The 14328-nt window shown below is 61.1% G+C and carries 12 protein-coding genes and 1 pseudogene; 11 read left to right on the forward strand and 2 right to left on the reverse strand.

The genetic code is table 11. From position 1 onward, the window contains the following. Positions 1-58: 58 nt before the first annotated feature. A complete protein-coding gene (locus AC0L15_RS30660; protein ID WP_473498070.1) occupies positions 59-880 on the reverse strand; it encodes a recombinase family protein in 822 nt (273 codons plus the stop codon). 223 nt (positions 881-1103) lie between these two features. On the opposite strand from AC0L15_RS30660, the gene AC0L15_RS30665 reads away from it, so the two are divergent. Continuing rightward, complete coding sequence (locus tag AC0L15_RS30665; RefSeq protein WP_473498072.1) at positions 1104-1778, forward strand: peroxiredoxin-like family protein; 675 nt, start codon at positions 1104-1106, stop codon at positions 1776-1778. A gap of 190 nt (positions 1779-1968) precedes the next feature. Here AC0L15_RS30665 and AC0L15_RS30670 read toward each other — a convergent pair whose 3' ends face one another. Beyond that, entirely contained in the window at positions 1969-2451 is a 483-nt protein-coding gene (locus AC0L15_RS30670; protein ID WP_473498074.1) for a pyridoxamine 5'-phosphate oxidase family protein, read from the reverse strand. A gap of 201 nt (positions 2452-2652) precedes the next feature. Here AC0L15_RS30670 and AC0L15_RS30675 point away from each other — a divergent pair. The 10 genes and pseudogenes from AC0L15_RS30675 (at position 2653) to AC0L15_RS30720 (ending at position 14174) form a co-directional block, all read left to right on the forward strand. Further along, positions 2653-3019: pseudogene (locus AC0L15_RS30675) on the forward strand (low affinity iron permease family protein). A gap of 1512 nt (positions 3020-4531) precedes the next feature. Further along, positions 4532-5239: a transcriptional regulator NanR gene (gene nanR, locus AC0L15_RS30680; RefSeq protein ID WP_473498076.1), complete on the forward strand. Its 708-nt coding sequence runs from the start codon at positions 4532-4534 to the stop codon at positions 5237-5239. After that, positions 5239-5544, forward strand: a complete 306-nt coding sequence (locus tag AC0L15_RS30685; protein WP_287063795.1) for a putative quinol monooxygenase — start codon at positions 5239-5241, stop codon at positions 5542-5544. Before nanR ends, AC0L15_RS30685 begins: the two co-directional genes overlap by 1 nt. A 49-nt stretch (positions 5545-5593) precedes the next feature. Next, positions 5594-6370, forward strand: a complete 777-nt coding sequence (locus AC0L15_RS30690; RefSeq protein WP_473498078.1) for an HpcH/HpaI aldolase family protein — start codon at positions 5594-5596, stop codon at positions 6368-6370. A gap of 13 nt (positions 6371-6383) precedes the next feature. Then, positions 6384-7436 carry an NAD(P)-dependent oxidoreductase gene (locus AC0L15_RS30695; protein WP_473498080.1) on the forward strand — a complete coding sequence of 351 codons (1053 nt, stop codon included), beginning with the start codon at positions 6384-6386 and terminating at the stop codon, positions 7434-7436. A gap of 114 nt (positions 7437-7550) precedes the next feature. Beyond that, positions 7551-9206, forward strand: a complete 1656-nt coding sequence (locus AC0L15_RS30700) for an extracellular solute-binding protein (protein WP_287063789.1) — start codon at positions 7551-7553, stop codon at positions 9204-9206. 111 nt (positions 9207-9317) lie between these two features. Then, entirely contained in the window at positions 9318-10259 is a 942-nt protein-coding gene (locus AC0L15_RS30705; protein ID WP_077383818.1) for a carbohydrate ABC transporter permease, read from the forward strand. Further along, a complete protein-coding gene (locus AC0L15_RS30710) occupies positions 10259-11107 on the forward strand; it encodes a carbohydrate ABC transporter permease (protein WP_029351805.1) in 849 nt (282 codons plus the stop codon). The genes AC0L15_RS30705 and AC0L15_RS30710 overlap by 1 nt, the downstream gene beginning before the upstream one ends. Positions 11108-11118: 11 nt before the next feature. Next, a complete protein-coding gene (locus AC0L15_RS30715; RefSeq protein ID WP_287250001.1) occupies positions 11119-12213 on the forward strand; it encodes an ABC transporter ATP-binding protein in 1095 nt (364 codons plus the stop codon). Next, positions 12210-14174: a D-apionate lactonase family protein gene (locus AC0L15_RS30720; RefSeq protein WP_473498083.1), complete on the forward strand. Its 1965-nt coding sequence runs from the start codon at positions 12210-12212 to the stop codon at positions 14172-14174. Before AC0L15_RS30715 ends, AC0L15_RS30720 begins: the two co-directional genes overlap by 4 nt. The last annotated feature ends 154 nt before the right edge of the window (positions 14175-14328 follow it).

Below are 14328 nucleotides of genomic sequence, written 5' to 3' on the forward strand. Positions count from 1 at the left end.
CCACAAGCCACCCCCCACCCCCGCCACCGACGAACCCCGGCGAGGCGGGTGCCGGGGGCTACCAGCGCGACCCGAGCGGTGTCCGCGTTTCGGGCTCAGCGGCCTCATGTTGCAGTTCTGCGGCGATTGGTTCGAACCTCGACGATGATGGTTTGGCGTCGACCTTTCGTGGCGTGGTGCGCTCACATATCCTTGATACCAGCATCCGCGAGACTGCAGTCGGTGTGTACTGCGTTCCAGCACTCGACAGATACCCCGCGTCCGCCAACGCCTTCGCTACATCAGCCAGAGTCCGCTGCCGGCCATTGACCGGATAACGGTGCAGCTTCTTTGCGAGCGCAATCAGCTCAGGTCCGCCATCAATCTCGGCATAGTTTCGGCGCCCGCCGACTTTCTTGCCGGTCTCGCGGCGCTTGCGCTCGCGGGCACCCTTGAGCTTCTCCACCAGCATCGCCTTCTCAAACTCCGAGACCGCGCCGAGCACTTGGCGGATCAGGTTCGCCGTCGGGGTGTTGCCAACAAAACTGTCGGGACTGTCGACGGCTATCAGCTCGATCCCACGTGATTTCAGCATCTCGTAGCCAGTCTCCTGAACGATTAGATCGCGGGCGAAGCGGGAGGCGGTCTCGACCAAGATGGTGCGTACGCCGTTGGAGAGCAGTCGCTCCAACATGGCAGAAAAGCCAGGGCGCGCGGTAACCGGATCTGCGCCGCTCACCGCTGCATCGTAGTAGGTCTCAACGACTTCAAAGCCGGCTGAGCGGGCAAATGCTTCGATGGCCTCGCACTGGCGCCTTTCGCTGTCTTTGTCGGCGCCAACGTTGGCTGCGGACGAGGTACGAAGATAGGCCACAGCCTGCGTCAAGGCCTTACTATTCATAGTTTATCGCCCCCTATCTATATCGTTTGCTTCAGCATTTGACAAATCTTGGCGCGAAAATGGCCGGAAATCAAGCTCGGAAAGTGGTAGCGCCCCAACGTCCGCCATCTCTGTGCTACAGTGCAATTTCAACACGCACAGGAAGTATGTGCCGAACACGGCTGGAGCCGGAAGTACCGCCGCGCTTCCGTTGCTGGATTGACCCGCGAGGAGGATCAAGCACATGTCTGACCGCACCGACGTAGGCCCTCTGCAACTGGGCGAAACGGCGCCCAATTTCGTGCTCGATGCGATTACCCGCGAGGGCACAATCGCTATCGACGATTTCCGTGGCGAGAAACCAGTGCTGGTTGGGCTGTATCGAGGTCTCCATTGTCCTTTTTGCAGGCGTCATATCGCGACGATTTCGCAGCTCACCTCAGCCCTCAACGAGAGGGGCATCGAAAGCCTGACAGTGGTCAACACGCCCATCGAGCGGGCGCGCCTCTATCTGCGGTACCATCCGATGCTCGGCCTGCTCGCGGCATCCGATCCGGAGCGGACTTCACACCGCGCCTTTGGATTGCCGAATATGCAGATCACCGAAGACGAGAGCGCATGGCCGCAAAAGGTTTCGATGAGCGATGCGAAGTCGATGCGGGTCGACTTGCCGGGCGAGATGCCGGAGCCGATGGACCCGTTTGCGGCGCTCGAATATCTGAACAAGAAGGACAGCTACGATATCACGGAAGCGGATCAGCAGATGATGGCCACCGGCATGGGGCAGCTCGTCGGCCAGTTCCTGCTCGACCGCGACGGTGTCGTTCGTTGGACCTCCACCGAGGTTCTCGATGGCGGCCTGTTCGGCGCTCCGAATATACAGGAGCTAATGTCGGCAGCGTCGCACATTCGTCAGTAGCGGCGCAGTTGCGGACATCGGCTGCAGACGTATGTCCGGTCCTTATAGGCACATCAATTTCTACACCCCGCTGACCTTCGCTTGTCTAAGACGGACGCAGGGAGCCGGCTGGGTTTGGGTGTAGCTCATCGAACATGTACAGCGTGGATGTCAGATAGCCGATGCCGCTCTGCGTTCTAAACAGGTCCGGTTACTTCATTCGAACCTGTGCCACGCTGTCCCTGTAGTCCTCTTTCGGGTCGCCCATCCCGAGGAAAAGTTTCACCCCGGCAACGATGCTGGATGCATCTTTCCAGATTTCGGCATCCGCAGGATCGAACCTGAGCAAGCACAGCTTCGGATCTTCCTTCCCTCCTTCGAACCATGCGGCGACGAAGCGGTTCCACAATCGGTCGATGACTGCCCGATCATCGTCGATCCTCAGGGTGCCTTCGACGGTGGCGAACAGGTCGTGTCCCTTGGCGGAGTAGACCAGTATCGCTTCCTTTGCAGATGCAACCGCCTCGGCCAAGTCGGTGTCCTTCGCTGTGAAGAAGTAGATAACGTTGCGGTCACCATCGAACTGCGCTGTCATTGGTCGAGGTTGGACGCCCGGCACGCCGATCATTGCCGTCATGTCGGAACGGATCGAATCCCAAAACTTGCTTTTGAATTCCTCATCGTTGTCGGGCATGGCTTCTCTCCTGTGAGAACGCCAAACGCCGCGTGTCTGCCGTGGTTCCAAGCGCCCCCGACAATAAGCGGAGTTCCGCCCGCCCCAGATCGGGACAGCCCGAGGACGGAACACGGGCAGTTGCCAAAAATGAGGGTGCCATTGACGAGCACCCTGAAATGCGGCCCCAATCGGGATTACGTGGTTTGTTGGGGGATTCGCATGCACCGATTTCTCTTTGTGATCGCCGACTTTCTATCCCGACCGCCAGGTTTCTATGTGCTGATCGTCGCGATGATAGCCTGCACTGCGATGGTTCCGTTTGGGCTAACAAACGTAATCACCTATGCGCTTTCGGTCGCTGCGATAGTGATTACCGGCGTGGTCCTTGATTCAGGGCTATCGCGACACTGCTGCGATCCATGCGAAGCTCGATGAAATTATCGTCGGATTGAAGGAAACGAGGAACAATGTCGTCGGGCTCGAGCATGCCGAGCCTGAGGAGATCAGGGCCCATTTGGCGCGGCTTGAATTGGAAGCAGCGGCGGCTGATCAAGAAGCTGAGCACGAGGGGGTCTCTGGCGCCTGATTACGCCCGGCCGCCAAGGGCACGAAATGCGCCGGCAGCGGGAGTGCAGAAGCGCTGAGATCAGGGCGATACCGCAAGGTTCGCCTGCCTCTCGACCTGCAATGTAGGCGTCGACCGTCTGCGGCAGAATTGAATCGTTGAGCGTCAAAACAGCCTGCAATAAATGTTCTCGTATGGCTGACCTACGCCGCTTTTCGCTGGCGCTGCTAATAGCGTATCTCAAACTGAGGAGAACCCGCTCAATGGTGTGGCAAGCCTCTAAGTCGCTCCCTGGCTTGTAGGCAATGTCGTCTATCACGTCGTGCCACGTAGCTTCGTTCTCCGACGAACAGGACAAACACAGAAGCGCTCTCCCTGGAACAATTGCTCGCCCTCCCAGATATAGCCCTCATCGCCATATTCGATGCGAAGTCCGCCGCTGGTAGGGCTTACGGGGTAGCCTTCGTGCTGCGGATTCTCGCAGCCGCAATGTCGAGTACATTGCTAGACGGCACGCCTCCGTTCCGGCGAAGCTACGAATCGCGGGGCCACTGGCAATCCGCAGGTCGGCGGGTTCAGGCAATGCTCATTGAAAGATGGGCAGCCGACTTTCCTTTTGGGTGTAAAGCTCGGCGATTTCCGGAGAAGCCGGTGCCATGCTCCGGGCCACCTTCAGCGATCATGCCATACCCACCTCATTTGCCTCTGTTAGCTTATTCCTGCGGTGGGAGACCCCAATCCTGCCTGGCGCCGGCGCCTACCCAGGCAAATCTACCCCAACGCCCCCAAGCGGCGCCGGCCACCTTCCCATGAAATCGGGGGAATTCCATTGCTCGCGGTGGCTTTTAGTACCCTGTCGGCGATATCTCCGCGGATTATAGGATCGTCTGACAGATGGTCCGCGGTTCTTCGCTTGAAAAACATCTCGGCCCCCCGCGTGTGGCATTGAGCGTGATCAAAGGCATGCTGGTTTGAACAGGCGGGTTCCTGCGGTTGGCACCTCAGCATTTCTCAACTCCGTGGCAGCCTGTGGAATAATGAAGGCTCGCCGCTCCATTTGCGAAGCGGCGAGGCCCCCCACTCGCCCATGCAATTGCGGTGCCAGACTAATTGACCCAATTCGGAACACCTTATGGCTTTTACACAGCGGAATTACCGCCACGTACTTCATTCGCTTGTTTCGATTCCATTAGATTGAGCGCATGTATTCGCCAGCCAGGCGAGCACCCCAAAGGCTCGCTGGTCAGGCCCAGCGGCCTCTAGCTGCCAGTCCCCCTCGCAACCAAAGCCGCTGGCCGTTCCCCCGGCTGACCCCCAGCGCCGCCTTGGCCGGCGCCACTCAGGCGATCTTACCCCTGCCCCCTGAAACAGGCGCCGGCCACTTCTCTGCCCGTTTGGGCGGATCTCGCGCACATCCGAAGATGCCGCCGGACGGGCCGCCGCTGGAGAGGAGCGTTTGAGATACGAGTTGTTGTGTTTGACATGAGGGCAGGACGGCAATAGCGTGCTGAACTGGTATAAAAGGTATGCCAAGTGATTGGTGTTCAGATCAAACAGCGGAAGCTTTCGGACGAGGTCGCAGAACACCTCGAGCGGATGATCCGCAAGGGAGAAGTGGCCGAAGCCGACCGGCTCCCGTCCGAACGGGAACTCATGCGGCAGTTCGGGGTTGGTCGTCCTTCGATTCGAGAGGCGCTACTGCATCTGAGCAAGATGGGCCTTGTCGAGGTGAGATCCGGCGAGCGTGCCCGGGTCACCCGCCCCACGCCCCAATTCGTAATCGACGCCCTCTCAGGGCCGGCGCGGCACATGATTTCGGCCCCGGGCGGGGTTCACGACTTTCAGAATGCGCGTTTATTTTTCGAGGTCGGGCTTGCCCGCAACGCCGCTGTAAATGCCACGCCAGAGGACATTGAAAGCCTCAGGGAGGCGCTCGAGTTGAATCGGCAATCGATCGGCGATTTCACGCGCTTCGAACGCACGGACGTGGACTTCCATTACGTGCTGGCGGTGATCACCCGCAATCGAATCTTCACAGCTATCCATGCGGCGTTGGCCGAATGGCTGCTCGAACAGCGGCGGACGACTTTGGCCCAAGGTGAAGACCGCAAAGCCTACGAGGCCCATCGCGTAATATTCGAGGCAATCGCCGCGCGCGATCCGGACCGGTCCGAAGCGGCGATGCGCAGGCATCTGGAATATGTGTCTAAGCGTTATCTGGAAATCGCGAGGCCCAAGTGATGACCGGCTACGTTGTCTGGGTCGATTTCCGCCTCAAGCCGGGCGCCCGAGACAGCTTCCGAAAGCTCGTTGACGCCAATGCGACCGCGTCGGTACGCAACGAGGTCGGCTGCCGCCGCTTTGACGTGACCGAGGCGCGCGGCGAACCGGACCGGCTCGTGCTCTACGAGATTTACGACAGCGAGGCCGCCTTCGACGAACACTGCCGGACGGCGCATTTCGATGAATTCAACACGCAAAGCGCGCCGCTCGTTGACACCAAATTGGTGACGATCTGCGACCTCGTTCTCGAGGCAACGCCTTGAACAAAGCATAATCGGATTGCGCCCTTCGGGGCGAAGGGGAGGGAAGCGCATGTCAGAGTCTAGTCTCAAGGGGTTGGCTGCGCATCGACGGGTCAAGCTCGGCACGCTCGTCGCCGAATTCGCGACGCCGGGAATCGGGCACATTCTGAAATCCGCCGGCTGCGACTTCGTCTTCTTCGATATGGAGCATTCGGGCTTCAGCCTGGAGACGGTGAAGAGCGCGATCCGCTATTTCGAGGCGGCCGACCTGCCGGTTATGGTGCGTGTGCCGTCGCAGGACTATCATTTCCTCGCACGTGCCATGGACTTGGGCGCCGAAGGCCTGATCGCGCCGATGGTGAGTACGGTCGAACAGGCGCAGCACATCATCAATTCGATGAAGTACCATCCTGCAGGCGCGCGTGGTGTGGCGCTGCAGATCGCGCATGACCGCTACCGCCCAGGCTCGGTTAAGGAAAAATTCGAAGCGGCCAACCAGCGCTCAGTGTTCATCTGCCTGATCGAGACCGCCGACGGCGTCAAGAACATCGACGGCATCGCGGGACTGGACGGGGTCGATTGTCTATGGGTCGGACATTTCGATCTGTCGGTCTCACTCGGCATTCCCGGCGACTTCGCCCATCCCACCTTCACCACCGCAATGGACAAGATTGTTGCGGCCGCCAAGAAGCACAACAAATCGCTTGGACGCCTGGTACCCAGTGTCCAGCAGGGTCACGACTTCTACGCGCAAGGCTTCGATTTTATCTGCTATTCGGGCGACGTCTGGGTTCTGCACGATGCGATGGCCGACGCGGTCTCAAAGATCCGGGCCGGGTGCGAGTGAGGCGGAGGAGACGATGGCCAACGCAATGTTCAGGGTGGCGCTCTCCAGTGATTTCCGCAAGCCGGACGGTTCGCCGACCTTTCCCGATTTCGACCTGACGCCGCTGCGCAATGCGCCCGGCGTCGAGATGGCGTTTCTGGAATCAAACAATCCGCTGCGCGCCGAACAGCTTGAGGACTTCGATGCGCTGATCCTGCTCGCCCATCGCTTCGATGCGACCAGTGTCCCGAAGGGCGGCCGCCTGGCCGTCGTTGCCCGTTTCGGGGTCGGCTACGATACCGTCGACGTCGAGGCTTGCACCGCCGCTGGCATCGCCCTTGTCATTACGCCCGACGGCGTGCGACGGCCTGTCGCCGTATCCGTCATCACTTTCATGCTCGCAATGACCGGCAAACTGCTGGCCAAGGATGCGCTGACCCGCAAGGGACGTGAGGGGTTCGACAAGCGTTCGGAGCATATGGGCGTCGGCCTCGTCGGGCGGACGCTGGGATCGCTCGGCATCGGCAACATCGGCGCCGAGGTCTTTCGCTTGGCCAAGCCCTTCGACATGAAATTCATCGCCCATGACCCATTCGCCGACAGCAAGGTCGCTGCCGAACTAGGCATCGAACTGGTCGGACTGGAAGATCTATTCCGCCGCGCCGATGTGCTGTCGGTGAGCTGTCCGCTAACGCCTCAGACCCACCACATCGTGAATGCCGAGCGGCTCGCCCTGATGAAGCCGACGGCTTACCTGATCAATACCGCGCGCGGTCCGATCGTCGACCAGAAGGCGTTGACGAAAGTGCTGCGGGAGCGCCGCATCGCCGGCGCGGGGCTCGACGTGCTGGAGCAGGAGCCGCCGGAAGCCGACGACCCGATCCTCAGGCTCGACAACGTTATCCTGACGCCGCACTCGCTTTGTTGGACCGACCAGTGTTTTGCCGGCAACGGTGCCGCCGACGTGAAGGCGGTCATCGAGGTCCAGCACGGCCGCGAGCCGCGCGGCGTGGTCAATCGCGAGGTGCTTTCAAGCGAGGCATGGAAGGATCGGCTGGCCGGTTTCGCTGCCCGCTTCGGGACGTAGGAGTCAAGAATTCGGCGCGCCGCCACAGGCTTCGCGGCGGCTTCACGGGAGAAACACTCGATCGCCGCGCCCGCGGACGAGTGAAGGCAAACGAAAATGGGAGGACCAAGCACTATGAACGATCATGACAAGCGTGACTTTCAGGCAGGCCTCGAAGCAGAGGTCGACGCCTTTATGCGCGGCGAGACCACCCGCCGAACCTTCATAACCCGCTTCGGCCAGATGACCGGCATGCTGGCGGCGTCCGGACCGATGCTCGCCATGATGACAGATTGGGCGCTAGCGCAGCAGAAGCTCGAACTGGCAGACGCCGGTTCGCCGCTCGGCCAGGCACAGGCGGCGGCCATGAAGGCGTCGATGGAAGGCCCGGCGGATGGTTCCGCCTTCCGCGCCGTCGAGGCCGCCAAGGCGCATTCGGGTGTCACGCTGAACATGACCTACGAGGTCGGCCTGCAGGCTCTCGATCCGCGCAATTTCAGTGGACCGATGTGGGAGCAGCTTACGGGCATGAAGTCGAACGTGGTCGAACTGTCGAACCCGGACCAGTACTCCAAGGCCGTTGCCGAGCACATTGCCGGCTCAGGCGCCTATGACGTCCTCGACATCTCGCCAGCCTGGACGCCCTCGCTAGCCGATGGCGGCGTCATCGCACCCCTCGACGATTACATCGCCAAATACATGAACCCGGCCGACCTCGAGGACTATCATCCGCTCTACAAGGCGCTGCCGACCTACAAGGGCAAGATCTGGGGCTTCTTCGACGACGGCGACATGTTCGCTCTCTACTACCGCAAGGACATCTTCGAGGATCCCAAGATGGTTGAGGCCTATCAGGCCAAGTTCAACGCCAAGCTGGCGCCGCCGAAGACCTGGGAGGAATATGCCCAGATCGCCCAGTTCATCACCGACCAGATGGCGCCGAACGTTTATGGCGCAGGCCATTTCCGCAAGGCGGGCAGTCCCGGCAATCAGTTCGACTTTCTGCAACAGTACCGCGCCAACGGTGGAAAACTGTTCGGCGATGACATGAAAGCCGGCTTGGTTTCAGATGCTGGCGTGAAGACGCTGCAAAACATGATTGCAGCCAATGCGGCGTCTATCCCCGGCAACAATGAACTCGACGCCGTCTCGCTGTGGGCGGCGTTCCTGACCGGCAAGGTAGCGATGATCTACTCCTGGCCGCCGTCTGGCCGCATGGCCGCGAACTATTCGCAGTCGGCTACTGCAATCAACTTCATCCCGCAATCACAGATCGCCGGCAAGGTCGGCTATGCCGTCGTGCCCGGCAATCCTGAACATGCGACCGGCTTCAACAAGGCGCTGTCGGCGGATTCGGCTAACCCCGAAGCGGCCTACCTGTTCATGCAGTGGGTCTGCTCACCGCCCGTCTCGCTTGCGCGCTGCATGCTGCCCTACGCCCTGCGCGATCCCTACCGCATCTCCCACTTCAAATCCGAGCTTTACGGCGCGCTGTTCCCGAGCGCCAAGGAGTACCTGAGCAATCTTAACAGCTCGGCCAATGTCGGTCTCCTCGACCCGATCATGCCCGGCGCGCAGGACTATTTCCTGAGCATCGACCGCATGTGCACGGCTGTGTGGGCCGGTGCGGATCCGAAGGCGTCGCTAGAAACAGCGGCGGCCGAGTGGAATGAGACGACCGACCGGCTCGGCGTCGATTCGCAGAAGGCATTCTACACCGAGTTCCTGAAACTGCCGGGCGCTACTGCCGACAACACGGTGGAGAAGCTCGGTATGGCGGTCACCCTCTGACCTCGGCCTGCATCAGGGACGCCGGCCGGTATTCTTGACCAAAATCGGTGTTGCGGGCGCTTGGTCCGCAACACCTGTCGCAACCGTCAGGCAGGTTTTGGGATGTAATCGATGCAGCCTACCGCAACCATCAGTCGCTTGAAGGCCGCTGGCGCCCCGCCACGACTGTCGGGCTTCGCACAATGGGCGGACCGCCACTTCAAATGGCTGCTGGTGGCGCCAGCAGTACTGCTGATCCTGGCGCTGTCGGTCTATCCGCTGCTGTTCTCGCTAGTCGTGTCTTTCATCAACTATGATTTCCAGGTGCCGGGCCACGCCTTTGTCGGATTGAAGAATTTCGAGCGCGTCGTGTTCGATCCCGTCGCGCGCTGGTCGCTTTGGCTGACAGCGTGGCTCTCGGGGATTAGCGTCGCTATCGAATTCGTTCTCGGCCTTCTGGTGGCGCTGACCATGGTTCGCAGCTTTCCGGGCCGCGGCGTGATCATGTCGATCCTGATCGTGCCGCTGTTCATCAGCCCGGTTATCGTCGGCCAGGCCTGGACGCTGCTGCTGCAGCGGCCTTTCGGGCCGACCAACTACATTTTGACCCAACTTCTGGGGCAGGAGGTGACAATCGGCTGGATGACCGAATCGCCATGGCTCTATTTTTCGCTGATTATCGCCGATGTCTGGCAGTGGACACCGTTCATGTTCGTCATCCTGCTCGCCGGGCTTACCGCCATTCCCCCGAACCTTTACGAGGCGGCGGAACTCGACGGGGTCAATGCCTGGCAGGCGTTCTGGGCGATAACCCTGCCGCACCTCGCGCCAATGATGCTGCTGGCGCTGACCTTTCGGCTGCTCGATGCAATCCGCATGTTCGATACTATTTTCATCATGACAGGCGGCGGGCCAGGCACGCGGACCTACACCGCCTCCTACTATCTCTACACCGTCGGCTTCACCCAGTTCCATCTATCGCAGGCGACCGCCGGAAGCTGGTTGTTCCTGATCTTCACCGCGCTCGTAGTGATGCTGCTGGTGCGGCGACTTTTGAAGACGGAGCCGGTGTGATGGCGGCCGTCGCGCCTGTCCGTCGCCCGAAACGCCGATCAATACCCGTCGGCCGCATCATGCTGCTCGGCTTCTTCCTGGTCTTCGTGTTGTGGCCGCTCTACTGGATGTTCAATACATCGATCAAGCCGAGCGACGACTACCTCACCGTGCCGCCAGTCTGGTTCCCCACCGCCCCTACCCTTGTTCACTATGAAGCTGCCCTGTTCGCCTATCGCGGCCTCGACGGGTTGATCAACAGCCTGATCATCTCTCTGTCGGCAACGGTGCTCTCGGCGCTGTTCGGCACGCTGATGGCCTACAGCCTGGCGCGCTACAACACCGGCGGCCAGCATCTGTCCTTCTGGGTGCTGTCGCAGCGCTTCCTGCCGCCCATCGGCATCGTGCTGCCGGTGTTCCTGATCTACCGCGGCGTTGGCCTCTACGACACGCATATCGGGCTGATCATCGCCTATACGGTGTTCACGCTGCCGGTGTCGGTATGGATGATGTTCGCTTATTTCCGCGGCATGCCGAAATCGATGGAGGAGGCGGCCCTTGTCGACGGCTGCACGCGCTGGGAGGCGTTCTGGCGCGTCGCCGTGCCGCTCGCCGCGCCAGGCATCGTCGCGGCCGCGGTCTTCGCCTTCATCGCCTGCTGGACGGAGTTCTTCTTCGCGCTGATCCTGACCAGCCGCACTGCTTTCACCCTGCCAACGGTGTTTCGCGCCTTCATTGGTTTCCAGGGCGCGCAATATGGCGAGGCGGCAGCCCTGGCCATCGTCTCCCTCGTGCCGTCGATCGCGCTGGGAGTACTTGCTCAACGACATCTCGTGCGCGGGCTGACGCTCGGCGCCGTTCGCGGATAGAAAGGGTCGGCATGGCCGAAGTCAGGATAACCGGCTTGCACAAGCGCTACGGCGCCTTCCATGCCGTGCGTGGCATAGACCTCGACATTCGCGACGGCGAGTTCACCGTGCTGGTCGGCCCGTCCGGTTGTGGCAAGAGTACATTACTGAGGACCATCGCAGGGCTGGAGGAGAGTTCGGAAGGCACGATCGAGATTGGCGGCGAAGTGGTCAACGATTTCCGACCGCGCGACCGTGACGTGGCGATGGTGTTCCAGGACTATGCGCTTTATCCCCACATGAACGTGGCGAAAAACATTGGCTTCGGCCTGAAGGCGCGAAAAATGCCGAAATCGGAGGTGGAGGCGCGCGTCGCCGAGGCGGCGCGCATGCTTGGCATCACCCCGCTGCTCGGGCGCTTTCCGCGTCAATTGTCCGGCGGGCAGCGCCAGCGCGTCGCCATCGGCCGCGCCATCGTCCGCAGCCCGCGCATTTTCCTGTTCGACGAGCCGCTGTCCAACCTCGACGCGCAGCTTCGCGACGAGATGCGCGGCGAGATCAAGCGCCTTCACCAGGACATTGCCACAACGATGATCTACGTCACCCATGACCAGATCGAAGCGATGACTCTGGCTGACCGCATCGTGCTGATGCGCGACGGGATGATCGAGCAGCAGGGCGCGCCGCTCGACCTGTTCGAGCGCCCCGCCTCGACCTTCGTCGCTGGCTTTCTCGGTTCGCCGCGCATGAGCTTCCTGCCGGGCACGCTGAAGTTGGACGGCAGCGCTGCCGCCATCCGGCTCTCCGAGGCGCTGCTTCCGGTTGCCCCCGGCCGGAGCCTGAATGGCGCCATTGACGGACAGGCGGTGCTGCTTGGACTGCGGCCAGAACATCTGACGCGCGCTCATGCTGCGACACCTGCGCAGGGCACGTTTCGCTACGACGCAACGATCGACCTGCTGCAGCCGACCGGCTCGCGCAGCTATGCGACCTTCCGCCTGGCCGGCGCGCCGGTGATGGCGGAACTGCAGGCGCACGACGTCAGTCGTCCCGGCGAGAGGCTGCCGATCGACATCAACATGAACCGGGCCTCGATTTTCGACGCCAAGACCGAGAGAGCGATTTGACCACGGCAGCATCTCGAGCAATCCGCTTGTGTGGGACCGAACAGGTCGATCCGCAGTTGCGGACACTGCGCGCGGGACCCTTGTCGGTCAAGTTTGACAATGGGGCGATACGCTATGTGCGTATCGGCGGGGTCGAGGTTCTGCGCGGGATCTCATTTCTCGTACGGGACGAGAACTGGGGAACCGAGACGCCCGTTCTCGATGACCTCCAGATCGATGAAAAGCCGGATGCGTTCAGCGTCGCCTACCGTGGAACATGCGCCGGTGCGTGCGGTCGGCTGGTCTACCAGGCGCGGATCGCGGGCGGGAGCGACGGTGCACTGTCGTTTGTGGTGGAGGCAGAGCCCGAAACTGACGTATTGACCAACAGAACCGGCTTCCTCGTGCTGCATCCGATCGAGGGTTTGGCCGGCAAGCCTGTAAAGGTGCTGCACGAGGACGGTCGCGAAAAACTCTCGCTTTTTCCGGACTACATCGATCCTAGGTGTCCGTTCACCGACATTCGCGCGCTTTCGCACGAGATCGTGCCTGGAATCTGGGCCACATGCACCATGGAAGGTGACGCCTTTGAGATGGAGGATCAGCGCAATTGGTCCGACGCCTCCTACAAAACCTATGTCCGTCCCCTGCGTCGCCCGTGGCCCTACAGATTGCCGAAAGGCGAGAAATTCACGCAGGCCGTCCGACTTCAGCTGTTGGGTACGCTCCCTGCCGGGTCTTCCAAAAAGCCCAATCCATCCATCAACCTGACGATCGGCAGAGCCATCGGTCGAGTGCCCCGCATTGGCATCGGCGTCGCTGCCGACGAGGCGAAGCACGCGCTTGAAGTCGCCGAGCTCATTCGACGATTGGCTCCGCAGTGGATGGTCTGCCAAGTCGATCTCCGGTTCGGGCACGGCCAGGATGAACTTGAAAGTTACACCGCCCTGGCACAGTTGACCGGCGCTGGCGTCGTACTTGAGATCATCACCAAGGGCACGCTCGATCCCTTCGGCGAATTAGAGCCGATTGGGACGGCTGTCCACACCGTTGGCCTCGACCTGGAAGCTGTTTCCGTCTTTCCGGCGCAGGACATGACGTCGGTGCAGCCGGGAGCACCGTGGCCGGCGATGCCCACCTTCGAGCAAATCTACGCCGCCGCTCGCCGGGCTTTCCCAGGGGTGCCGCTGGGCGGCGGCATGGCCGCATACTTCACCGAGCTAAATCGCAAGCGTCCGCCACCCGGAGTGCTCGATTACGCAACCTTCACCACCTGTCCAAACGTGCACGCAGCAGATGATGTCTCCGTGATGGAGACGCTTCAGGCTATCCCCCATCTGATCCGCTCTACCCGTGCTTTCATGGGCGACCGCTTGCCCCTGCGTATAGGTCCCAGTCAGCTCGGCTGCCGCGAGAACCCCTACGGAAAGTCCACTACACCGAATGAAGCGAACGGTCGCGTCTGTCTGAGCCGCATCGATCCTCGGCAGCGCGGCCTGTTCAATGCGGCTTGGACAATTGGTTATTTCGCGGCCAGCGCGCGCGAGGGAATCGAGGCCGTCGCATTCGGCGACTTCACCGGCCCATTCGGATACGTCTACAGGAAGACCGATTTCGTGCAGCCGTGGTTTGACCAACAGGAAGGCCGAATCGTGTATCCCGCTTTCCAGGTCATGGCAGGCCTCTCAAAGCTTAACGGGGCCACCCTACTGTCTGTAGGAACTTCCGGAACTGACAGCATCGCGGCGATCGCGGCCGAAAAAGACGGGCGCACGACGCTGTGGCTCTCAAACCTCACTGCCAAAACGCAATCCGTCCAGCTTTCGGAAAGGCCGATCAAGGCCCGCATTGCTCTTCTCGCTGCCGACCAGTTCGAGCGGGCGGCAAGAGATTCGAATTTCATGGAAAGCTCGGTGAGACAGCTGGATGACCGGGTCGTCTCGCTTGACGCTTACGCCGTCGCGCGAGTTGACCTCAACTGATCGCTGTCAGCAATCGTGGTACCGCTTAGCCGCGTTAGACCGGTTCATATCCGAGCACTGAGCGGCCAACGAAGTCGACCGCCTGACCGCGCTGGAGCGCGGCGCCCTGCTTCGACTACAATCAAGGCCTTGCATGATGAGACCGGCCTATTCC

The organism is Mesorhizobium sp. WSM4846, from assembly GCF_055811415.1.